Origin of the sequence: Maribacter sp. Asnod1-A12 (genome assembly GCF_045063735.1) — a bacterium.
In the GTDB taxonomy this organism is placed as follows: domain Bacteria; phylum Bacteroidota; class Bacteroidia; order Flavobacteriales; family Flavobacteriaceae; genus Maribacter.
On record NZ_JBEFNZ010000006.1, the window covers coordinates 1,456,366 to 1,480,268 of the forward strand.

A 23,903-nucleotide genomic window follows, 5' to 3' on the forward strand; every position below is an offset into this window, starting at 1 on the left:
TATCTACATAGAAAGAAGAGCATTGTCTACAAAATCATCATATTCATCACCCATTAATGCGTTTTCAATTACATCATCAACTTTATGAGAAAACAATTCTTTGCCCTCGGGATATTCAAATTTTAATTCTTGAATATTTTTAGAATTTAGAATTGCATATCTACCTATACTCTCATTTAAAAATAAGGAGGAAATGCGTCTGATACCGATAAATGAAATAACTATTTCTGAGGGTTTATAACCTTTGATAACCTCATAAAGAGCAGAGCCGTCAGAAAAGTTTGTTGCTAGTTCTGATGTTATAATATCTAAAATTTTGATATTCATTAGGTTAAGGTGTTAAAAAGGTGTAATTTTTCGGTGTGCAAATGTACTTTATTTACATTTAAAAAACAAATTTAATATGGATCCTACATAAGGGTCAGGAAAATGAAACTTCTTAATTAGTGTATTTTCCATTTCTAAACTCCAAAAGGTATCTCCAGATATAATTTGAAAATTACTATTTGTACTATGAAAATAAGAATTTAAATTGAATAAACCTAACCCTCCAGGTGAGCCTACCTTAGTTGTGTTCCTTTTTTCAAGAGCCCATTTAATAGCATCATAACTATTATCAATAGCTCCTTTGGTTTTTTTCTTAATGGCTGGTAAAAATCCAACGCCTAAATCTACCATTGAAAAAGTCAACACACCTTCTTGTGGATAATATTGCCCACATACATAAAATGGCTCTTCTGATTTTGAATGAATTTGAATATTACAATAAACCTCAATTAAGGATTCAATTATTGAATCTTTTTCATTTTCAGAGAAGGTAGGCATACCTCGATGATTTAATAAGTCATTTTCTATATAATTTATAAAGTTATCCTTATCGTCAAGAGAGAAACTTTTAAACGAAACTGTCGATTTTTGTACGTCGTCTATTGTTGTTTCAGAGTGGAGAAACCCATTTCTAAATAAAACATCAAAATGTTCTTTCAAAAAATTTAAGTCGGTTGAGAAAGTTAAATTATTTTCCTTTCTTAATTTGGCCAAAATACTGCCAAATAAAGCACTTAAATTAGCATCGAACCAAGTTAAATGATAGAAATCTAGATATATAACTTCATTATGATGCTCTGATGCGGACTTGTAAAATTCAAATAATCTTTTTATTCCTGAGAAGTTTGTATTAAACCTATCCCTTAAAGTTAATACGATTTTATTGTCCATAATTTTTTTAATGGTGAATGCAAGTGCAGGTAAATTATTATTTTTAGCCGTTAAATAAGTTTGATTTTAAACTTGCTATTTTAATTAAAATTTAATTCATTAATCATATTTATTCACTAATTTTTTGGAATAAATCGTTAATTAAGGACGTTTCATTATCTGACAAAGATGAATTTAAAATTTCTTTAATTGAAGGGTTTTCTTCATCCCCAAGCTCATTTAATTTATTATTCTCAACTATTTCTTCAAGATTTATCGAATCGGTAGCTAACATATATGACTCATCAACACCTAAAACGCGTGCTAAATACTTTCCTTCATAAATCCTTTCATTAACATAAGAATTTAGCTCATCAAAATCAGTTATTTCATTGATTTGTGGTATTTCTAAAAGATAGGATTCATAATTCCGATCCCAAAAAGTACTCATACGTTCGTCAATAAAAAACTTATAGTCTTCATCTAAATCAATGAACTTCTTGATTAGAATTTTGTATTCATCAGAATATTCAAAAAAATCTTTAATGATTTCATAATCAGATGGGTCGTCTACTACTTTAATGATATTAAGAAAACAAATTTTTATAAAATCGTGGTTATCATCGATTATTTTATACTCTTCTATGTAATCTAGAAGCTTAATTAGGTTAGGGATATCGTTATTTTTAATTATCTCATTTTCAAAAGAAAAATCACTAAGGTTATTCTCAAAGAAATCTTTTATTTCCTTAAAATCAAATAAGTCCAGTGAATTTATCATACCAGATATATTTATATTGGCGTCACCATTTCTAGGTCTTAGTTTTGGATATTTTTTGATATAGATTTTTTTTAATTTCTTTATATCTTTTGAATGAATAGTAATTTTATTTTTAAGTATATTTCTTTTATTTCTTTTTGTTTGAAATCTATAAGTGAACTGTTCAAAATAAAGTGCAGAACTAAATATTTCCCATTTTTCATCTTTGTTTGTTAATGAGAGATAGCTAAGAAGAAAATCAATTATTGAGGGATTGAAAAAACTTACAGAAGTATATTTAGCCCATATAAGATCTGTGATTGTTCTATTAATAAATCCGCCCAGTAGTTCATTTATAGTTTTTAAATATAAATCTGATTTTTTTCTTAAACCATTCTTTTTAACCTCATGTTTAATTCTTAATTCAAAACATTCTTTTATTGTGTCTTCATTCGAATCATTTATACTAAACAGGGTTGTTAAATAAATTTGAGAGGTATCAGTTAATTGATTTTCAAAAGATTTTTTCCAAATATCCTCAGGCTTATCAAGTTTATTTCTTACCGATATTTTATAATCTTCTTGGGATATAGACTTTTCATATCTTTGACTATCAGTAAAAAATTCAATTATTCTAGGATTATAACTTTTATGATTTATCACAAACCAATGGAAGCCTTCTGTGAAAAATGCATCTTTTAAGTTTTCGTTTAAATCGGAGAAAAATAAATGATTATATAAAATTTTGGCCCTATCATATTTAGTATAATCTTCAATTTTAACCTCATGTTTTGAAGTGTCAATATTTGAATTTAGTATTTTTTCTGAGTTTTCAGCAGCCATATTTAGGACAACTGTTCTACTTGTTAGAATTAGCTTTTTGTCCTTTGAACCTTGTATTCTTTCTACAAAATGAACTATGGCTGAATCATTATTTCTAGCAACTGATAATTCATAATAATTTGCACCTAAAAAATCGTCGAAATAAAACACCTGTTTTTTATCTCTACTAAATTTTTCTTCGGCTTCTTTAATATTATACACATATACTAGTTCATAGCCTTTTTCTAATAATTGAAATGTCAGAATATTAGCTAACATAGTTTTTCCAATACCTGGCGCCCCCGTTATAAGAATAAAATTATGTGTGTTTAATAATTTTACTGCTTTTGAGTGTGCTTTGTTTTCAACAAATAACTGCACTTTTTTTTTAATTTTGGACTCGGTAAAATCTGATCTAAGGTTTACGCCATTTTTTAAGATTCTTTGAAGTACGTTAGAACTGGACAACCACAGTTTAAAATGTGTAGTTTCTACTTCTTTATATTTTCTTAATAAAATGTTTAAATCATTTTGACCAATAATATCACTTGTACTATGAATATAAGGAGAGAAAATTTCCTTTATTTCCTCCTTATTTTGTGGGGTTAGACCAATAGAGGTTACTATAATATATCTTTTAGGATTCAGTAGTTTAACCTTAGTCAGTTCATTTGTTTTTAAAGAATATTTAAATTGACTATATCCTGAATTAAGATAATGTTTGACTTGTACAATTATATTGTTTTCATCCTTAGGATTTGAATGCCTTAAATCTATTCCCTTATCTCTACCGTTTTTGAATGATTGAAAACTTAAACCTAATTCTTTGTTTAAAAGATCTAAACTCAATTCTTCTAAATCCCTATCATTTAATGTATTGAATGTGTACAAGTATTTGTTTTTAAAATCAATTAAATGTAATCAATCTTATTATTATTTAAAAAAGCCACTTTTCATTACCGCTAGAGATTCTTGTTCTTTTACAATCCTTATATATTTATAAAATTCTCTTTCAGTTTTATGTCCAGAAAACAGCATTATGTTTTGTATTGATTTGCCTGCGATATAATAGTTCGTGCAAAAGCTTCGACGTGCCGTGTGTGTTTTTACTAATTTATATTTTGGAACACCTTTTTTAATTGCCTTACCACCTTTTGTGTATAATATATTAACGGGCTCTTTAAACCCAACGGCCCCACAAGCTATTTTTATATTTTCTCTCAAGATAGGTTCACTTAATCTAGAAGGGAAATTGTTGTTATATCTATTCATGACTTTTTGTATATCAGATGTTATAGGTATGTGGATTATAGTGTCAGTTTTTTTCTGATGTATCTTAATAAATGTGTGACCATCCAAAATTTCAATATTCTCATTTGTTAGCCCATTATAATCACTTACTCTTTGACCTGTATAGCATCCAATTAAAAAAATATCTCTTGCTAATTCTATACGTGGCCTTGAGCTAAAATCTTTTTCTGCTAAAATTTTAATTTCCGCTTCTGTTAAGTAGATGTCCGTTGTAGTCTCTTTCAGTACTTTAAAACTTCTGTTTTTGAAAATTACATTGTTGGTTACACCATTTGTTAAAGCATCATTTAAAAATGTTTTTAAATTTTTAACATGCTTCCCTATACTGTTTAAGCTATAATTTTCATCTTCCAACAACGTGATGAAGTTTCGGTAAAATGATAAACTTATGTCGTCAAATTTTAAAACTACATTATGTATTTTTTCATATTTCTCAAGAACTTTTATTGTTTGATTACAAGCTCTATAAGTTGTTATTTTGATATGTTTTTTTTTATTTTCTAACAATTTTTTTGAATAGAAAAGAAGCTTTTGGTTTTCTTTAATTTCAATATCTGCTTCTGAACCGTTGATTTTGCAACTCACTAAATACGACAATCGGTCTAAATCTATTGAGCCTTCATCTTTGATCATATTAGAAAGTTCATCTTCTGTAAATGATTGAACATCATTTATAAATGCATTTACTTTATAAGCATTTGCCAACATACCTTTACCTGTTTTGATCCGTTGCTTTGTAATATCCCATTGGTCTAAAGAACATTTAAAACCGAGACTCTTTTTAAATCTTTTACCTTTTGAAGTAAAATGGAGCATAATCAAACTTTCTATTTTAGGTTTGGACTCTAAACTTTTTATAGAATCTTTTAGACTAAATCTGATTACTCCGTGTGTACTTTTTATCGCTAAACTCATATTACTTCTAATTAATGTTTTACTCTTATCATAAAGCGAATTATGTACCAAAACAGGGTGCTTGCAAGGGTGTTTTTGATTTGAATAATTCTGAATTATTTCAAAAGTCATTTAATGACAAATAGACAATTTCTAACTGACAGCAATCATTATTAGGGTTTGTCATTAAATAAGTTTCAGTATGAAACATTAATTAAGTCCAGGTGGGACCACATGAAACCTCTCAGAACATCTGTTTTGAGAGGTTTTTTTATTTTTATGGTTTTTGAGTATGATTATTTTTTTATATGATACTTCTACTACAGTTTTCTTTAAAGAAATTTGTACATGCAATTATCTCAGAATTAAATATCTTTGTTTATTAATCAATTTAAAATAATTATGAAATACTTAATAATTTGTGCAGCAGTGTTAACAATGTTTTCTTGTAAGCAAAACCCTGCAGAGACAGCCGAACATAAAGAATTAGTTTCGGCACATGCTACAATGGAAACGACTCATGAAGCAATGACTACAGAGCATGATGCTATGAAAGACAATCATGATCAAATGATCGAAGCACATTCAGAAATTGAGAACGATTCGTTACACATAGCAACTGAAAAAATGCACAGTGAATTGCTTTCAAAGCATCAAGAGCTAATAGATAAACATACTGCACTTCTAAAAAAGCATGCGGAATTGGAAACAAAGCACGCATCTGGTGCCGTTACACTTGAAGAATTGAAAACTGAGCATGAAGCAATGACTTCTGAGCATGAAATGATGGAGAAAGAACATCAGGCACTAAAAGCAGAACATGATAAAATAGCTGAAGAGGACAAGAAAATGATGATGGAAGATGCCGAGAAATCAGAAGAAAACTAAATAAATAGTTTTTAGTAGAGAAACCCTGTAGATTAATATTTACAGGGTTTTTTTATGATGTGTATTCAAGTATACTAATCAGGTATTTCACTAGTAAAATTTAGTAACCCTATTTAGGTTAAAGCAACTTCTAATTTGACAATAACAACGCCCTCAAATCACGAACTCTGAAATTAACATTTCTTTTAACATAATCTTTCTTCGTAACATTTATCTAGCTCTCTACTATTTCTTAATTTCCTAGTTCAAACAAACTAATTCAAAAAATGACTACAAAAAATTCATGGCGCAAGGCGGCACTACTGTCCCTTGTACTTACCATTTCGTGCATTTCCTTTATGGTAGCACAAACCGTTCCTTCTCCCGAAGATATTTTTGGCTTTAAAGTGGGTGCCGACTATAAATTAGCAGATTATAGCCAAATTGAAGACTACCTTGGTCAACTAGACGCAGCGTCTAATCGCGTTAAAAAGGTTGAAATTGGTACAAGCGTACTGGGTAGAAAAATGTATATCCTGTTTATTTCTAGTGAAGACAATCTTAAAGATTTAGACAAGTGGAAAGACATTAGCACCAAACTTGCCCGAGTACAAGTTTCTAATGATGAAGCCATGAAATTGTCTGAAGAGGGTAAAGCTATCGTATGGATCGATGGCGGTATGCACTCAACTGAATTGGCGCATGGGCAAATGACTTCTGAATTTGCATATACTTTGGCAACTTCTGAAACTACGGAAATAAAAAAAATCAGAGAGAATGTTATTACGATATTGATGCCTGTAATGAATCCTGATGGTTTGGATATTGTTGTAGACTGGTACAAGAAGAACTTAGGTACCGCTTATGAAACATCTCGCCCACCGATTTTATATCACTACTACATGGGGCACGATAATAACCGTGATTGGTTCATGAATACTATGCCAGAGACGTATAATGTTACAAAGATATTGTATAATGAGTGGTATCCGCAGATTGTGTATAACCACCATCAATCTTCACCGTCTTGGACAAAAATATCGTTACCACCATATGCAGATCCTGTAAACCCAAGAATTCACCCAGCAATTACCGCAGGTGTTAGTGAGGTAGGTTCAGCAATGACCAAAAGATTTTCACTTGAGAATATGCCAGGTGCCATTGCAGATAATTTTTATACGATGTTCTGGAACGGTGGCGGGCGTACCGTGCCTTACTACCATAACATGATCGGTATCTTAACCGAAGTTGGTCATACTTCTCCAACACCAAGATTTTATGATCCAGAGAAATTACCTAAAACCGTTGCCGGTGGTACACCGACCGATGGTACAGATATTATGTACCCTGATCCATGGAAAGGTGGGGAATCTCATTTTCGGGATGCAGTAGATTATATGCTGACCGCAACTTGGGCAACCTTAGATTTGGCAGCTGATCGTAAGAGTAATTATCTATACAACATTTACAAAATGGGAGCTTCGGCAATCGAGAAGTCGAAAGAAGAAGGTCCGTTTGCATACGTAATTGGTAAAGATCAATGGGATGCTTTCGAGTCTGTAAACTTGGTAAATGTGTTGCTTAAAGGTGGAATCGAAATCGAAAAAACCACTAAAAGCTTTGAACTTAACGGTAAGAAATACGATAAAGGTGCCTATGTAATTTACACGGCACAAGCATTTAGACCGTATTTGATGGATTTATTGGAAAAGCAAAATTACCCAACACGTTTTCAATATCCTGGTGGACCACCAGATACCCCGTATGACTTAGCAGGTTGGACGTTGCCAATGCAAATGGGCATCACCGTAGACAAAATAGCAGAACCTTTTGAGGTAGCTACAGAAAAGGTGTTGGATTCAGCTTCATACTATGAAGGTGAAGTAAAAGGGAATGCATCTTACGGGTATTTGTTAAGTGCCAATAGTAATGCATCGGTCATAGTAACCAACAAAGTATTGAATGCCGGCGGTACTGCTTATAAAACAAAAGCATCGTTCAAGTCAGGTAAAACAACATATCCGGCAGGTGCTTATATTGTTTCAGGTGGTAGTGCTTCAGTAGAAGAGTTAGCAGCCGAATATGGTTTAGAAGTAACAGGATTATCCGCAGAACCAAAAGTAGAAATGACAAAGGTTCACGCACCAAAAGTAGGTCTGTATAAGTCTTGGGTTTCTAATATGGATGAAGGCTGGACTCGTTTTATCATGGATGAATATTCGTTTGAAACAGATACGCTTCATGATACCGATATTCAAACAAAAGATTTATCGCAGTATGATGTATTGATCATACCATCGCAACGACCAAAGTCTATATTACATGGTAATTCTCCTTTAAAAATGCCAGAGAAGTTTACAGGTGGTATTGGTCTAGAAGGATCGGTAGCCTTAAGTAATTATGTAAAGAATGGTGGTACATTATTGGCTTTCGATGAAGCTAGTAACTATGTAATAGAGCAATTTGGTTTGCCGTTGAAAGATGCTACCGAAGGTACGGATAGTAATGAATTCTTTATTCCAGGGTCATTAATAAAAACAGGAATAGATACAACGCATCCGCTAGCATTTGGAATGCAAGACACGGTAGCGGTATCTTTTAATAAGAGTCGTGCATTTGTAATTGATAAGCAATCTAAAAAAGGAGAAGGCGGTACAGAAGAGATTAAAGATGCACCGGCACCAGAAGTTGAGGTCATTGCCAATTATGCACCCAAAGATTTATTGATGAGTGGTTGGGCAATGGGCGAGAAAAAGTATATCGCAAAAAAGCCAGCAATGGTAAAAGCGACTTACGGCAAAGGATCAGTTGTGTTATTTGCTTTTAGACCGCAGTTTAGAGCGCAACCAAGAGGTACGTATAAACTTATTTTCAATTCCATTTTTGAAGGAGCGGCAGAGTAATAGATTAATGAGAAAGCTAATAATATACAGGCGTAGTTGAAAATATTTAACACAAATGCCCTTCAAATGTTGATAAGCATTTTTCTTTTTAAAATATTTTTTAGATAATAGAAAGCAGCCTAAAAGGCTGCTTTCTTGGTTTTTAAGTAATTTCTATACAAATTGGCTCATTTAAATTCAAAAAACTGATTTTTGTTTTTCCTAATAAAATGTTAAATTGATGCAGCCCTTAATATTAGTATACTAAAGTTCCCCCAGAATTTATTAGTGTTGCTCTTTATTAATGGGCTTTTTTAGTTGATGCCCTTTTGGTAATGAACTCACCTTTATAGTAATAAATACCCAGTTATGGGGATTTTATCCCCTAGTATTTAATTTCATATTTAACCAAGCCAAAAAACTAAAAATTATGTCGGAAATTATGACCTCGGTTGATTTGACTCACAACCCCACTGAAGCCTATCACTTTTTGTATGCTTCCCAACTTTATAATACACTTTTTGCAGTTTATGGAAAATTTAATTATAAAGAAAAAAGCAGTTCAGAAAATCAAACGATTACTATAGATAATATAGATTTTAAGCTTATCAATTATAAAGGAAATGTGAATATAGGATTTTCAGATACCATGAAAGATAATAAGGTCTATAACACACTTCATTTACCCAGTAATAGTATAAATTTAGGTAGTGATGCTATATATTTCGAGGTACAAGCATTAACGGGTAAACTAGAAGCTACAGTTAAATTATTTGAACCAATTGTTATAAGAAAAGGTGATAATCATAACCTAAAATTTAATCGATTGCTAGTGCCAATTGATGGTCTTCGCTTTGACAGTAATAATAAGGACTATAGTCTTCAAGACCCAAAAGGCAATTGCTATGATGAAAGGGAAGGTGTTTTTGACAGTGAGTTTAAATATCGAGACGGGTTAACTTATTTTGATAAACAACCACAGCAAGGGGTATATAGTAATCCTTTGACTTTAGACATACTAAAATCAGAAGAGCTTAATTCAAATATTGCTTCGCCAAGATGTCATCAAAGCAATGTTTATTTGGTGTATAAATGATAAAGTGCTGGCTAAGTGTCTTGTTTATGTTTCTAACAGTTTACGGTTATCCGCAAACTGACGACCATTTTATACAATTTCTTAGTCATATAGACCAATATAATTTTGAAGAAGCTGAAAATTCAATTCCAAAGCTAAAAGGACCAATTAAAGACTTGTCCATAAATCTAATGTCATTACTTCATAATGAAGGTCAAATTCCCTTTTCTTTAAAACAGGTATGTGATATTGATAAAACCTCAAGTCTAGAAACAAAATTTTTGAATCATTTAGTCATTGGATATTACAATTTATTTCATGATTTGAATAAAAAGAGAGCTTTTAAGAATTTTTATGACGCATACTACTTAAGCCATGAGTTGAATCACCCTTCGATTACTAAAGTTTCGCTTTTGGCTCTGCTTAAGTATTATAGTTATGAAATTGCCCAAAACGATAAGGCACACCTTAAATATTTAGAAGAATATGATATGTTGTGTGATTCGAATGTAAACTGTTTTTGGGCAGAGATTTATGATACAATTTTCATGTCTAAAGGATTTGGAGGTAGTCTTGAAAAGTATTTTAAAAAAGAAGATATTCTAAAAATTGAAATTGACAAAATGCAAGCAGATTCTCCGTTGCGCGTATTGTTATATTTTGAGCTAGCTACATTATTTGACATTAAAGGAGACAAAGCAAGTGCTATGAGATATTACACACTTACGGTGGATGGCGCAAAAAATAAACCCTATTTGAAAAAGCAGAAATTTTTTGCATCATTAAAATTAGCTTTAATCTTTTCAGAAAAAAACACACTCTTGGAATCCAATAAATTTCGAACTATAGCAGAGCAAAGCATAAACCTAGCTGATACTCTAAGAGCTAAATACTACCTCCATTTATTTGATGCTCAAATTAAAAATAGTACAGGGGATTTTCAGGGAGCTTACGCAAATTTAATGAGCGCATATAGATTAGAATTTGAACTTGATTTTAGAAGAAATTCCTTGGAGGTTAATAGGTTACAAGTAGAGCTTAATACCGCAGAAAAAGAAAAACAAATACTAGAAGAAAAGCAAAAAGCACAAATAACTAGAAATTGGCTTATCGCTGCCACAATAGCCCTAATATTTGGCGCCGGTATTGCCATTCTGGTTCAAAAAAATACGACCAAAAAACGCAAACTAGCAGAACAAGAAACATTATTGAAGCAAGAGCGTGTAGATAACTTACTTAAAGAGCAAGAATTGGTGAGTATAGACGCCATGATAGAAGGTCAAGAGAAAGAACGGCAGCACGTTGCCAATGAGTTACACGATGATTTGGGTAGTCTTATGGCAACTATAAAATTACATTTCGGTAATGTAAAGGGAAAAGATAAAGATCCAGCTTTAAAACAAGCCCAATCTTTATTAGAAGAAGCCTACCAAAAAGTGAGGGGAATAGCACATAGCAAAAACTCTGGGGTAATGAGTAGCCAAGGCTTGCTGCCAGCAGTTAAGAAAATGGCACAGGTCATATCAGAAACCAATGCTTTAGAAGTAAGTGTAGAGGATTTTGGTATGGGCGAGCGTATGGAAAACTCCCTAGAGCTCAGTCTGTTTAGAACCATTCAAGAAATAGTGGCAAATGCTATTAAACATGCCGAAGCAACTAAACTTAGTATTCAAATTTCACAATATGAGGATAACCTGAATATTATTATCGAAGATAATGGAAAAGGCTTTGACCGTTCTAAAATTGATAAAAGCAAAACGGGAATGGGACTCACCAATATTGAAAAACGAATAGAACATTTAGAAGGTAATTTTACCATAGATAGTGTGCTGGGAAAAGGCACTTCCATTTTAATAGACATACCTGTATGATAACCGTAGCCATAGCTGAAGATCACCAAGCCTTAATAGATGGCATCATCTCCTATTTAAAACATGAAGATGATATTGAAATAATCGGGCATGCAAATAATGGCGAAGAACTATTGAAGTTGGTACGGTTAAAACAACCCAAGGTAGTGTTGTGCGATATTCGTATGCCAAAATTAGATGGCATAGAAGCCACTAAAATCATTTTAAAAGAGTTACCGCATACTAAAATAGTAGCCTTTACCATGTTCGATCAAGATGATGCCGTACAGCAAATGCTGACCGCTGGTGCCCATGGTTATATTTTAAAAAATAGTAGCTTAGATGTGGTCTTGGAAGCTATACGTACCGTTTACGATAATAAAACTTACTATGACAAAAAAATTCACATACCCGATGCAGAAAAGAATAGCACTAAAAGTGTACTCTCTGCCCGAGAACGTGAAATTTTACAATTAATTGGTAATGGCCATACCAGCCATCAAATTGCCGATGAACTCTTTATTGGCAAAAGCACCGTAGATACGCACCGTAAAAACATGATCCGTAAACTTAGTTTAAGTGGTGCGGGCGAGTTGTTGAGGTATGCCGTAGAGAAAAAGTATGAGTTTTAAAAATTTCATAAATTTACTTTTTGGTTTTTTTAAAATAATTTACCAAATTTATTACCCCATTCAAGTAATACACCAAAACCAACTTTCAAGAAAATCAGTCGATTTACCAGCGTAACATTGAAAATTCTAAAAATTCAATTAACTTTAATAGGTATATGTCCTAACAGGATATTTAACGGCACAGAATTCAAAGAATAGTATTAAATTAGGCAAGCACTATATAAAATGCATTTGTAAATAATGGCAAAAATTGAAATTAAAGGTTCCCCCGAAGAGCTAGAAAGAGTAGCTACTTTTTTAGCAAACAATAATGTGAAATTTGATATCGTAAATGACTACGGTAATCACTCTCTAGATGATTTAGATAAGTATGAGCATTTAAAAACTAGGTTCTCTGACCCAGTGCCAGAAAAATAACCCAGATTCATGAAAGGCCTACAACAAATAAAATCTGAAATTGAACTGTTGACTAATTCTAATAACAAAACCGAACTAGAAGTAGTAGATGCATTACATAAGTATTACTTCAATAAAGCGGTAACGGCAGAAATCAAACTTTATAAGAAGAAAAAGAAAAAGGTAGCTCAAATAACCAAAGATCTTAAAATTAGTCATCGTAGATTCTACAAAATATTGGAAGATAAAAAGGTAGAATTTACCAAATACAATAAGTCTAAGGAAGAAGAGGAAGAGTAGATTTTCTTTAGGCATATCCATTCGCTATAATTATCAAAAAATGAGAGTTATAAAGTACATTCAAGTATTTCTTATTTCTACTTGGATGTCTCAAGCTGCCTATTCTCAAAAAGTAGTAGTAAAAACTCAGGTACAAACTGCGGTCAATATTGAATGCAATGATGATGGTTGTTTTGGCAGTTATAATGGCAAAGAATTTATAGATGGGTTAGATGTAGCTCATCAGTTCTCTAACACCATGTCGGCTAAAGTAGGGGATAAATTAAAGGGACTCTATTCTAAAGATAAATACGTAAAAGTAAATTTTGAAAATATAGAGATGTCTACCAAGGGAATGGGTTCTGGTATGGTGAGGTATGAGCTGAAAATTCCGTTTGTTACGGTGGCTACAAAATGTGATGCCTATACATCTTTTGATCATGTTGGCGGCTGGAATCATATACCATCTTTACCCAGAAGAAAGAAGGAATTAAGTTCTCTTTTAATGCCCGGCGAGTCTTTAGATATCAGTAAGCTAAAAACGACCACTGAAGGGCTACAGGAATATTGGATTCAATGGAAGAACAAGACTACACAACATAACTGTAACCAAAACTAAAAACTAAACCATATGGCATTTCAGAAAAGAGAGCTAGTAATTGCATCGCCTTTTTTGATAATTGCCGTGAATTTTGCGGTTGCTTTTGGCTTCGGCGAGTTCATGGGAAAATGGGCATTTATACCCATGATTCTTATAGGTTGGGCACTTTGGATTTTCTTTATTTTTAAATATGGAGGAAAAGAATCAATTATCAATTGGTTGAAGAAAGCTAAAGGAGCTATAGGCTGGAAATTGGTAGCGATAATGGTCGGATTGATCCCGTTGCCTCTTTTTCTAATGCATTATCAATTATTAAATCATTGGACCATTTGGTTGCCTTGGATACTTTTGGCAGTATGTAACCCTTTTATTGAAGAGTTTTACTGGCGCGGACTATTGTTAGACTATACCAAAACATGGTCTAATTGGTCTTCTGTATTATTTATTGGAGTACTATTTGCCATTAATCATGCAGCATTCGGAGTCAATTCCGTCGTAAATAGCGGATTTGAATTGGTAATCTCTACCCTAATTATGGGTGTCGTTTGGGCGTGGGTTTATAAGAAGACAAACAGCTTACGTTGGACCATCTTCTCTCATTTTTTAGTGGATTTTCTTGGCGTTTCAGTAGCAGCTTTCTTAGATTTATATGAGAAAGGAAACTGGTGATAAAATTTTAATTTAACGAATATGAATCAAGAATCACTCTCTAAACTAAGTAACGAAGAACTACTTAAAAAGTATACAGCCGCTAAAACTATGGTTTGGCTCTTGGCAATTGTTTTAACCGGAGTTTTACTCTTTTTTATCTACGTTTCAATACAAGATGGACTTACTCCGTTATTGGCAGTTCCGTTAGCGTTATCAGCTATTATTCCTGCGAATGTAAAGAACATGAATATACTTAAAAAAGAGATGGATTCCAGAAAATAAGCGTTAAGTTTTCAGCCAATTAATTAGGAAAACAAAATCAGAATTATGAGAAAAATATTATCAATTGTTGGAATGGTCATAGCGATAATTGAAATAGCATATAGTTTTGTTGGAGACAGTGATACAGGTCAATTTTTTGGAATTGATATGAATATTTGGGTTTTCCGTTTACTTTGGCTTGCCTTATTTGGAGTGGTATTTAACGGATTCCTTAAAGAAAGTAAGAATCCACAATAACGATATAATTTGAACAATAATACTGTTTTGAGTCTATCTGTAAGATTATGGTGGTAAAATAGTGTTGTTTTATTTGTGAAATTAAAATTTCCGTAATCAATCACCAAATACTTCGACTCACATATTACATGAAAAAGCGAAAATTTAAAATCAGTGATATTGTATTTGTGGTATTCATTCTGTTGTTGATAATTCCGCAGACAAGAACGCCAATTCAGGTAGCCGTCAATAAACTGAAAGTAGCTGTTTGGTCACCCAGTGTAGAAAATGAAGAAAATCAAGATCAAGTAACTCCGTTTCAATATGCAGTAACTAATTTACAAGGCGATACCAAGAGTATTTCTGTAGGTAAAGGCAAGGTTACTTTTATCAGTTATTGGGCAACTTGGTGTCCGCCTTGTATTGCAGAATTACCAGGAATTCAAGATTTGTATAAAGACTACGGAGATAAAGTCAATTTTATATTATTAACCCAAGAAGAGCCAGATAAAGTACAGCGGTTTATTGATAAAAAAGAATATGAATTACCTATCTATTTTCCGCAAATGCAAGCTCCAGAAGTGTTACAAGAAAATAGCATCCCCACTAATTATGTCATTGATGCTACAGGAAAGATCATCATAAAAGAAACAGGTGCCGCAGATTGGAACAGTAAAAAAATACGCAATCTGTTAGATGATTTAGTTTTAAATTATTCTGAATAGATAAGTTGTTTTTTAATACAAGCCGCCATAAAATCTTTTTTTGTAAACGCTTTTTCCGCAAAATCAAAAAGGCTTAAGCAACGGTCTAAATTCTGATTCTCGTAAGTAACTTTGTAATACTTGTTATTGTTCAGGTAGTCGGTCAACGCCCGTAAACCATGAATAAAGGGCATGAAAACAGCACCTAAGTGTAGGCTATCTTTCTCAGCAGCAGTTAAAAATTGACTGTTAGCAGCTAAGCCATCTACAAAAGCTTTAAACAATGATTCATCAAAATTTATGAGTTCATGGTTTTGCTCATCTTCAGGCGCATTGTTAACTACAGTTCTTATAGCATCACCAAAATCATAGAAGAAATAGCCTTTCATAATGGTGTCCAAATCAATAAGGCACAATGCTTTTTTTGTCGATTTAGAGAATAGGATATTATTTAACTTGGTATCGTTATGACAAATTCTAACAGGTAAGTTGTTAATGTTAAGGTCTTCAAGTTCAGTTAAGAAAAGATGAGCTTTATTAATGGCATTTTCGGCAATTTGTTTTTTCTGAACATCTGTATTTGCAAGTGCTTCATTAAACTCTTGTTTTCTATGGTTCAGGTTATGAAATTTTGGCAACGTATCTTTAACTATAGAATGGTCTACGTCTTTTAATAAACTATGAAAACGACCCACAATACGACCCGCTTCAAAAGCAATATTATTATCTGTAGTTGTGTTATATGTGGTGCTGTTAGGTATGTAAATCATCATTCTCCATAGACCATCATTTTTCTTTAAAGAATGTTTTCCATTTTTTGTTTGTAAAAAATTGATTTGTGCATAATCATCTGCATTCAAAAATGGGAGGGTATAGCTAATGTTATCCATTAGTATTTCTGCATTTTTAAATATAAGAGTGTTTACTTTCTGAAGAATATACTGTTGACCATCGTCCTTCGTAACCAAATACGTGTCATTAATGAGTCCGCTAGTCAAGGGTGACCATTTTAATGAATTTCCGTTAAGGTTAAATTCAATCAGTATTTTTTGGATGGCGTCTGTAATCATTATTTCAATACAATTTTGAACTTTTAAAGGTATTGAAAACTACACTAATTTAAGTAACTATAAGTATGAGTCTAAAATTGCAATAAGGGCATTTTGAGTTAGTTTTGTTTTAAATTCAAACTTTTTTACGTCTATTTTTATTTTTTGCAAATTACCCCTATAGCGAGGGTTATCATGTAAATTGTCACCTTTTTCTTGAGCTTTATAGGCTAAGATTTCAATTTTGTTGCTAAAATAAATCAAAGCGTAGTCATCATTAATACGAAGCATAGGCTTAATATTGGTTTGAATATTATTAAGTGACCTATAGATATATGAATAACGATTATTTAATCCATGAATTATATTTTCCATACTGACCACAGCATTGTAAACAGCAAAATCTTCAAGGTTTTCGTAGCTTCCTTCTCTTAAAAACTTCTCTTTTAATGGCTTTAGTTTTGCTAAAGCTTTACGAGGTTCAGTCACTCCAAGTGACCCACATTCAATAACTATGGACAATGAATTATCTGGCATAACATTTTGTCCATATAGTTGCGTAAAAGCAAAACATAGAAAGGTTAATGAGAAGAACGTTAATTGCGCCGCATTTTTTAGCTTAAAAAAGAGTTTCATGTACATGGTTTTGGGTGGTCATAAATACGGGGAATGAACTAAATTAAGCATTTATCTTAATAAATTTTTTTTCATTTTTATGCAGTTGGCCTAATTATAATACGATTTTCAAATTATCGCAGTTAATAACTTAACCAATCAAATTTCCCCCAAGAATGAGTAAGATTAAAACCTACCTAAAAGTTGTTGTGCTTTTATTTACAGCCACTTATGTACAAGCGCAATGCGAAGTTTTTAAAAGTGAAATCAGCGATGTACAGCGTTGCATGTCTCAAGTTAGTCAGCTCTCAGATTCATTGAGTACCGCTGCTGAAATTGCATCTTTTGATGCTTCATTGAGCAAGGCAAAAAAGAACACTAAAACTGTAATGCTATTAATGGGTCAGGCTGTAAATGCTGCTGACGAAGCTATAATTTTAGCATCAGAAGCTCAATATGATTCACAGACTTGTGGTTTACAAGACGCCATGAGTTATACGATTGATGCCGAAAGACATACTATAGATTCTCGCGACTTTTCTACCGAAGCTTTTGAGAATGTAAAAAATGCCGCAAAGGCAAACAACTTAGGTAACCTACAGTTTTACATGCGTAAAGCGCAAAGGCTTATGCGAGATGCACAAGAGTCTGCAGATTCAGCAGTATATGCAGCAGACAATGCGCATTATAGCTGTAGCCATGACGTTGCCCATCTTAGTTTTGAGAACTAGATTATTCCTGTTTCTTATTAACTAAACCTTTGGTAAACTCATTTAAGGTTTCCACTTTTTCTTCAAAATCTCCTTTGATGGTTTTTCGAAACTCGTTGAGGTTTTTTACAAGATCGTCTATATTTTCTGGAATAACATCCTCAAAAAATTGACGTAATCTTTTAGCGGTGGTTGGAGATTTACCATTGGTAGAAATGGCGACCTTAACGTTACCTTTTGTAACAATACCACCCATATAAAAATCGCAAAAAGGAGGGTTGTCGGCAACATTTACCAATATTTGCCTTTCTCTACAATCATGATATACCTGTTCGTTTACCGGTACATTGTCTGTAGTCGCAATTGCAATATGTTTTCTTTGTAAATAAGTAGAATCATAAGGTGCTACATTCATTTTTATGTTGAACTCGTTAGCTAATGCTATAGTTTCTTCCCTAAACATCGGGGAAACCATTTCAACTTGTGCGGTAGGACTTGATTTTAACAAAAAAGTCAATTTCTCTAAAGCAACATTGCCTCCACCAACTATTAAAATTTGAAGATTAGATACTTTTAAAAACACTGGGTAAAGCTCATTCCGTTCCATTTGCAATTTTGTTTTCTTCTGTTTTATAATTGATGGTAACACGTGTACCTTGTCCAAGTTCTGAGTTTATGAATAAACGACCGTTAATATAATCGATACGTTCTTTCATAAAAAATAGACCCATACCACCTTCGCTATTATTTTTAGGTAATTTTCCTAAAATAGAATTATCAAAACCTTTGCCATCATCATCTATAACAACACTTAAAATAGGAGATGAGTAATTTAAGGTAACCAAAATATAATTTGCTTCTGCATATTTTATGGCATTGTTCACCGCTTCTTGCGTAACACGATAAATATTTGTTTCTGCAAGTGAGTCAAATCTAATATTTGTATCAATTCTGTTTTTAAACAGTATTTTTTTACCGGTTAATTTAGAGAGCTCCGTTGTCATTTTATGAATGGCAGGAAAAATACCGTGGTCACTTAACTCTGGTGGTGTAAGGTTAAATGTAGCTGTTCTTACGCCCTTTATTAAGTCGGATGTTAATGACTTTAAATAGGCAATTTTCTCACCTGTTTTATCCTTGTTTTCAATATCTATAGATTCAATATTGAATTTTAGGGCTGTCAACATTTGTCCGATTCCGTCATGTATATCTTTAGCTATACGCTTGCGTTCTTCTTCTTGACCCTCTACAATTTGACTCGCCTGCACCTTTTTTTGCTGCATCCTTTCCTCAAAGTTCAGTTTTGTCAACTGCTGTACTTTGAGCTGATTTTCTTTTCTTTCGGTAATATCTGAGCATAGAATTAAAATATCTTGTTCTAAGGTAGATTGATGCATTGGTACTATTGACATGTCTAACCAAATTATGGCTCCTTTGGTAGTTACTACCTGTAACTCTTCCGTACGCATCACATTTTTCCTATTTATTTTGAGAACTTCTTTTAAATAAGATTGCTGACCTTCTTCAACAGTCAGAATTTCTGAAATAGGCTTGTTTATGGGTGTGTCTTCATGACCTAATAAATCTAAAAATTTCTTACTTATAAAAACAATAGATCCATCTTTACGAATACTGGCAAAAAGCGCAGCATTATCAATTACAAAATTTAGTTCTTGTAATTCTTTGAGCGAGCGTTCTTTTTCGTCATATAAACTTTGAATCTTATCTAACTGTTCTTTCGACTCTTCATCTTTACCCATTAGATGACCAATGGTATTTTTAATTTGAATGGATAACGGTCTAAAAATAACAAAGATTTCTAGAAGTAGAATAGCTAAGGAGAACGCCAACAACCAATACTCTTTTCTTTTTAATTTTTGTAGTTGTTCATTACTACGGGCGTCATACTCATTTACAATCTGGTCCATAATATTCAAAAACGGACGCTCATTGTTTAGTAATGCATTTAGGTCATTATCCTGAACGTTAGCATTATTGTTCTTTTGGTGCGTAGACAGTATATGTTCAACAGCTTTGACCATTGCAGAATGGTGGGGGTCTAATTCTTTAAAAAGGCGCTGAACCTTTGGGTCATCTTCATAGGGCAGATTAAAAGAAGCATCGCCTAAATGAAGGCCTTGGTGAGAAACTTTCCATACGCTAAGTGTTTTATCAATTTCAGAAAGTATTATTTTTTTTTCTGCGAGGTTGTTACTGTTTTTTAATAGCAAGGTCTCTTTAACCAATTTTTGGCTAAAGGCACGTTGTCTACCAGCGACATTTATAAGTACAGAGTCACCAGATTGTGCTTTTAGGTGCAGTTGAATAAGCACTTGGGCAATAATTACCGTTAATGCAATGGCTGCCAAAGCCAACAAGTACCATTTTCTTATACGTATAAACGTAGCCGTATCCAATGGTATATTATGCTCATTATTGGCCATAAAAATATGTGGTAAATTATTTTTAGGCGTGTAGTGCCTTGGTAATTAAATCTAAGGAGAATTTAGAAAGCGGTAATTTTAAGGTTGCTTCTTGCCCCTTAAGAGACATTTTTTTCCAAGTTTTTTGGAGTATATCTATGGTTTTATCTTCTGGATGTTTTATGGCAAAAGGTTCAAAATAGAATTCTAGAAAAACCAAGCAAATTATATCTTCCAAAGTTTGAGTATCCTCATTTTTCTTAAGTTGCTTTTTCTGTAAAAGAAATTTTACCATGGCAATAGTTTCTTCATCGTAGCCAATCTCTTTTAGTATAGCAGATGCTTTTTCTCCGTGGAATTTTTTTAATTCTTGTCGCCACCTTAAATATCCCTCACGGTTCATTTCATACGAATCCCTTGGTATTTCCCATCGGCAGATATGTTGACACCGTGCGGTAAGCTGTAAGGCTTCAGATGCATTTGGGGCAAACTTATTTAGACGTTCGGTCATGCGAATACCATAGAGCACTTCTTTTGGATACGTAGTTCCTTCAAAGTCTTCGGTATTGGGGTCTTGCTTATTGGCTTCGTCAAAATGTTGAAATGCTACAAGTAATCTATCCGATGTGGCCATAAGTCATTAATTTACCCAAAGCTATTCAGAAAAGCCAACATACACAAAATCGTCTTCAATTTTTACAGGATAAGTTGCAATTGCATCTAGGGTGCCATTTAAATTTTCGCCAGATTTTAGTGAAAAGGTGTTTTTATGCAGCGGACAAGCTACTTTCGGTTCCATACTTTCTTCACCGATCATACCTCTGGAAAGTACCATTTCCATTTTATGCGGACATAAATTTTGACAGGCGTACCACGTACCTTCCCTTGTAAAATTAAAGACAGCGATTTGTTTATCCTTATATTTTATACAAGCACCGCCATTTTTAGGAAATTTAGAAGTAGGTGCTGCTTTAAACCAGACTTTTACTTCTGATGAGGTAACCGTTTGGTAAGTTTCTAGATTTGCTATCATATTTGTTCTTTTATTAATGGTCGTGACTACGCTCGACCGGACATTGAGTTTTTACTTTGTTTTACCTTATTCTATGCCCACTCTTTAGGCATTTTTTGATCTCTTAAGCTCACAAATTCTATATTGTCATCTGTTTCTTCAGAGTTAACGAAGTGTGTATAACGTGCTCTAATTTCTGGTGTTTCAACAGCTTCTTTCCATTCACACTTATAGGTGTCTACCATGGCTTGCATTTCGTCATCCAATTGCTTGGCAATACCTAAGGAATCGTTGATCACTACATTTTGTAAGTACGTAATACCGCCTTCTAATTTTTCTAACCAAGGCGCAGTTCTTTGTAAAGGTTGTGCTGTTTTAATGTAGAACATGATAAAACGGTCTACATATTTAATAGCAGTGGCCTTATCTACTTTTTCGGCCAGTAAAATGGCATGTTTGGGTGTCGCACCACCGTTACCGCCAACATATACGTTCCACCCACCTTCTACGGCAATGAACCCGAAATCTTTACCTCTTGCTTCGGCACATTCACGAATACAACCCGAAACACCACCTTTAAATTTATGTGGAGAACGAATACCTTTATAACGGTTCTCTATCTCAACAGCAAAACTTACACTTTCGTCCATTCCATATCTACACCATGTAGACCCTACACAACTTTTTACGGTACGTAAAGATTTACCGTATGCTTGTCCGGTTTCAAATCCTTCTTCGATCAATTCTTCCCAGATCAATGGTAGTTCGTGTAGTTTAGCTCCAAAAAGATCAATACGTTGACCACCGGTTATTTTAGTGTACAGATCGTATTTTTGTGCAATTCTACCCATTGCCATTAATTGTTTTGGAGAGATTTCACCACCGGCAACCCTTGGCACCACTGAATAGGTTCCATTACGCTGAATATTTGCAAGGTAACGGTCATTACTATCTTGAATGGTCTCTTGTCTATTTGCAGTTTCATTATAGAGACTCGCAAAGATTGCTGCTACGGCAGGTTTACAGACTTCACATCCATTACCGGTACCGACTTCATCTAATAGCGCATCATAATCGGTAATTCCTTTTGTTTTTGTGATATCGTAAAGTTCTTGACGCGAATAATCGAAATGTTCGCAAAGTCGTTCTTTAACGGTTTTACCAAGTGTTTTAAGACTTTCTTTTATTAAGTCGGCAACCATTGGTTTACAACCGCCACAACCTGTAGTGGCTTTAGTGGCTTTCGCAACGTCTTTTATGGTTTCGTTCCCATCATCTAAAACAGAACAACAAACATCACCTTTGGTAACTGCTTCACAAGAGCATATTACGGCATCGTCTGGTAGATCCATAGCACTACCGAATGCAGAACCACCTTCGCTTGCAGGTAAAATTAATTGAGAAGGATCTTCAGGAATTGGCATTCCGTTTAAATAGATTTGGTGCAACATACTATACTCAGAAGCGTCACCTACCATGATACCTCCTAAAAGAGACTTTCCTTCTTTATCTACAATGATACTTTTGTAAACACCTTCGAATCTATTTTCATATATAATTTCAACACCATCGTTTTCATTCAAAGCATCTCCAAAACTAGCTACATCAATACCACTAAGTTTTAGTTTGGTTGACATATCTATTTCTGACGGCATATTTGCTTCTTGATTGCCTAATATTTGATTAACGGCAATTTCTGCCATGTCATAACCAGGAGCTACTAGACCGTAAATCATACTGTTTAACAGTGCGCATTCGCCAATAGCAAATATATTTGGGTCAGAGGTTTTCATGTTGTTAGAAACTACGATTCCGCCTCTTGTTCCTACTTCTAATTCACATGTTTTAGCTAATTCGTCTCTCGGTCTAATACCCGCAGAAACTAAAAGCATATCAAAAGGGACTATTTCATCTTCAGAAAACTGCATGCCAGTCATAGAAATATCACCAGTTAATTGTTGAGTAGACTTGCTCAGTAAAATTTCAATACCCAATGCTTCCAGTTTCGTTTGAAGTGATTTACTGGCGTCATTATTTAATTGTCTAGGCATTAATCTTGGAGCAAACTCTACTACGGCAGTATCAAGCCCCATATCTACCAAAGCTTTAGCCGCCTCTAGTCCAAGAAGCCCTCCACCTAAAATAGCAGCTTTCTTTTGTATACCTTCAGATTTTAATTTAGCAACGTAATTCATTGTTGCATCTAAATCTTCTATTGTTCTGTAAACAAAAACACCCTCTTTTTCAATTCCTTTTATTGGCGGAACAAATGCAGATGATCCAGTAGCTAACACTAAATAGTCGTAAGAATATTTATCATCATTAACAGTTGTTACAGTTTTAGATGCTCTACTAATATCGGTTACCCTAGTATCGGTAATTAATTCAATACTATGTTCTTCATACCATGAACGCGGAGCCATTTCCAATGCTTTGGCATTTTTATTTTCAAAATATTCACTTAAGTGAACTCTATCATATGCAGGTCTTGGCTCTTCACCAAATACAATAATTTTAAATTCCTTGCTTTCTTCCCTAGATACAAATTTTTCGCAAAACTTGTATCCTACCATTCCATTACCGACAACTAGTATAGTTTTCATACCCTTATAATTTAGCTACACAGCAATATTACGTATAAATACGTACATATTTCATGATTATACCAAAATAAT

General features: G+C 33.4%; 24 protein-coding genes. 13 read left to right on the plus strand and 11 right to left on the minus strand.

The genetic code is table 11. The features are described from left to right. Window positions 1–3: 3 nt before the first annotated feature. From ACJJVP_RS06055 to ACJJVP_RS06070, 4 genes are all read right to left on the minus strand, one after another. A complete protein-coding gene (locus ACJJVP_RS06055; protein ID WP_405411715.1) occupies window positions 4–327 on the minus strand; it encodes a hypothetical protein in 324 nt (107 codons plus the stop codon). Between the two features lie 48 nt (window positions 328–375). Next, window positions 376–1,218, minus strand: a complete 843-nt coding sequence (locus ACJJVP_RS06060; RefSeq protein WP_405411717.1) for a hypothetical protein — start codon at window positions 1,216–1,218, stop codon at window positions 376–378. Window positions 1,219–1,327: 109 nt separating this feature from the next. Further along, on the minus strand, window positions 1,328–3,670 hold the full coding sequence (locus ACJJVP_RS06065) for a restriction endonuclease (protein ID WP_405411719.1): 2,343 nt from the start codon (window positions 3,668–3,670) through the stop codon (window positions 1,328–1,330). A 42-nt stretch (window positions 3,671–3,712) separates the two neighbouring features. Then, window positions 3,713–5,005: a phage integrase SAM-like domain-containing protein gene (locus ACJJVP_RS06070; protein WP_405411721.1), complete on the minus strand. Its 1,293-nt coding sequence runs from the start codon at window positions 5,003–5,005 to the stop codon at window positions 3,713–3,715. Window positions 5,006–5,386: 381 nt separating this feature from the next. Here ACJJVP_RS06070 and ACJJVP_RS06075 point away from each other — a divergent pair, with 381 nt between their 5' ends. The 12 genes from ACJJVP_RS06075 to ACJJVP_RS06130 all read left to right on the plus strand — a co-directional run bounded on the left by ACJJVP_RS06075 (window position 5,387) and on the right by ACJJVP_RS06130 (window position 15,440). Further along, on the plus strand, window positions 5,387–5,872 hold the full coding sequence (locus ACJJVP_RS06075; RefSeq protein ID WP_405411723.1) for a hypothetical protein: 486 nt from the start codon (window positions 5,387–5,389) through the stop codon (window positions 5,870–5,872). Window positions 5,873–6,138: 266 nt separating this feature from the next. Then, entirely contained in the window at window positions 6,139–8,754 is a 2,616-nt protein-coding gene (locus tag ACJJVP_RS06080; RefSeq protein ID WP_405411726.1) for a M14 metallopeptidase family protein, read from the plus strand. Between the two features lie 409 nt (window positions 8,755–9,163). Next, complete coding sequence (locus ACJJVP_RS06085) at window positions 9,164–9,829, plus strand: hypothetical protein (RefSeq protein WP_405411727.1); 666 nt, start codon at window positions 9,164–9,166, stop codon at window positions 9,827–9,829. Window positions 9,830–9,855: 26 nt separating this feature from the next. Further along, window positions 9,856–11,679, plus strand: coding sequence for a sensor histidine kinase (locus ACJJVP_RS06090; protein WP_405411729.1), 1,824 nt, complete (start codon window positions 9,856–9,858; stop codon window positions 11,677–11,679). Beyond that, window positions 11,676–12,290, plus strand: a complete 615-nt coding sequence (locus tag ACJJVP_RS06095) for a response regulator (protein WP_405411731.1) — start codon at window positions 11,676–11,678, stop codon at window positions 12,288–12,290. The genes ACJJVP_RS06090 and ACJJVP_RS06095 overlap by 4 nt, the downstream gene beginning before the upstream one ends. Before the next feature lie 240 nt (window positions 12,291–12,530). Beyond that, window positions 12,531–12,707, plus strand: coding sequence for a hypothetical protein (locus tag ACJJVP_RS06100; RefSeq protein ID WP_299318171.1), 177 nt, complete (start codon window positions 12,531–12,533; stop codon window positions 12,705–12,707). Window positions 12,708–12,716: 9 nt separating this feature from the next. Further along, window positions 12,717–12,986: a hypothetical protein gene (locus ACJJVP_RS06105; RefSeq protein WP_405411733.1), complete on the plus strand. Its 270-nt coding sequence runs from the start codon at window positions 12,717–12,719 to the stop codon at window positions 12,984–12,986. A 40-nt stretch (window positions 12,987–13,026) separates the two neighbouring features. After that, the gene (locus ACJJVP_RS06110; protein ID WP_405411736.1) at window positions 13,027–13,584 is read left to right on the plus strand and encodes a hypothetical protein; all 558 of its coding nucleotides are present in this window, start codon (window positions 13,027–13,029) and stop codon (window positions 13,582–13,584) included. Window positions 13,585–13,596: 12 nt separating this feature from the next. Then, window positions 13,597–14,235, plus strand: coding sequence for a CPBP family intramembrane glutamic endopeptidase (locus ACJJVP_RS06115; RefSeq protein WP_405411738.1), 639 nt, complete (start codon window positions 13,597–13,599; stop codon window positions 14,233–14,235). A gap of 21 nt (window positions 14,236–14,256) precedes the next feature. Then, on the plus strand, window positions 14,257–14,499 hold the full coding sequence (locus ACJJVP_RS06120) for a hypothetical protein (RefSeq protein WP_405411741.1): 243 nt from the start codon (window positions 14,257–14,259) through the stop codon (window positions 14,497–14,499). A 45-nt stretch (window positions 14,500–14,544) separates the two neighbouring features. Then, window positions 14,545–14,736, plus strand: coding sequence for a hypothetical protein (locus tag ACJJVP_RS06125; protein WP_299318159.1), 192 nt, complete (start codon window positions 14,545–14,547; stop codon window positions 14,734–14,736). A gap of 128 nt (window positions 14,737–14,864) precedes the next feature. Next, on the plus strand, window positions 14,865–15,440 hold the full coding sequence (locus ACJJVP_RS06130; protein WP_405411743.1) for a TlpA family protein disulfide reductase: 576 nt from the start codon (window positions 14,865–14,867) through the stop codon (window positions 15,438–15,440). On the opposite strand, the gene ACJJVP_RS06135 is transcribed toward ACJJVP_RS06130, so the two are convergent. Continuing rightward, window positions 15,428–16,489, minus strand: coding sequence for a phosphotransferase enzyme family protein (locus ACJJVP_RS06135; RefSeq protein WP_405411746.1), 1,062 nt, complete (start codon window positions 16,487–16,489; stop codon window positions 15,428–15,430). The genes ACJJVP_RS06130 and ACJJVP_RS06135 overlap by 13 nt on opposite strands. A 57-nt stretch (window positions 16,490–16,546) precedes the next feature. Then, window positions 16,547–17,104: a hypothetical protein gene (locus tag ACJJVP_RS06140; RefSeq protein ID WP_405411749.1), complete on the minus strand. Its 558-nt coding sequence runs from the start codon at window positions 17,102–17,104 to the stop codon at window positions 16,547–16,549. A 155-nt stretch (window positions 17,105–17,259) separates the two neighbouring features. Here ACJJVP_RS06140 and ACJJVP_RS06145 point away from each other — a divergent pair, with 155 nt between their 5' ends. Further along, on the plus strand, window positions 17,260–17,814 hold the full coding sequence (locus ACJJVP_RS06145; RefSeq protein WP_405411752.1) for a hypothetical protein: 555 nt from the start codon (window positions 17,260–17,262) through the stop codon (window positions 17,812–17,814). Window position 17,815: 1 nt separating this feature from the next. Here ACJJVP_RS06145 and ACJJVP_RS06150 read toward each other — a convergent pair whose 3' ends face one another. The 5 genes from ACJJVP_RS06150 to nirB form a co-directional block, all read right to left on the minus strand. Further along, the gene (locus ACJJVP_RS06150; protein WP_405411755.1) at window positions 17,816–18,400 is read right to left on the minus strand and encodes a bifunctional precorrin-2 dehydrogenase/sirohydrochlorin ferrochelatase; all 585 of its coding nucleotides are present in this window, start codon (window positions 18,398–18,400) and stop codon (window positions 17,816–17,818) included. Beyond that, window positions 18,387–20,237 carry an ATP-binding protein gene (locus ACJJVP_RS06155; RefSeq protein WP_405411756.1) on the minus strand — a complete coding sequence of 617 codons (1,851 nt, stop codon included), beginning with the start codon at window positions 20,235–20,237 and terminating at the stop codon, window positions 18,387–18,389. Before ACJJVP_RS06155 ends, ACJJVP_RS06150 begins: the two co-directional genes overlap by 14 nt. 22 nt (window positions 20,238–20,259) lie before the next feature. After that, window positions 20,260–20,850 (minus strand): DUF4202 domain-containing protein, encoded by a 591-nt coding sequence (locus ACJJVP_RS06160; RefSeq protein WP_405411758.1) that lies wholly within the window; start codon window positions 20,848–20,850, stop codon window positions 20,260–20,262. Between the two features lie 21 nt (window positions 20,851–20,871). Beyond that, on the minus strand, window positions 20,872–21,249 hold the full coding sequence (gene nirD / locus ACJJVP_RS06165) for a nitrite reductase small subunit NirD (RefSeq protein ID WP_405411761.1): 378 nt from the start codon (window positions 21,247–21,249) through the stop codon (window positions 20,872–20,874). 71 nt (window positions 21,250–21,320) lie between these two features. Continuing rightward, entirely contained in the window at window positions 21,321–23,831 is a 2,511-nt protein-coding gene (gene nirB, locus ACJJVP_RS06170; protein ID WP_405411763.1) for a nitrite reductase large subunit NirB, read from the minus strand. Window positions 23,832–23,903: the final 72 nt, after the last annotated feature.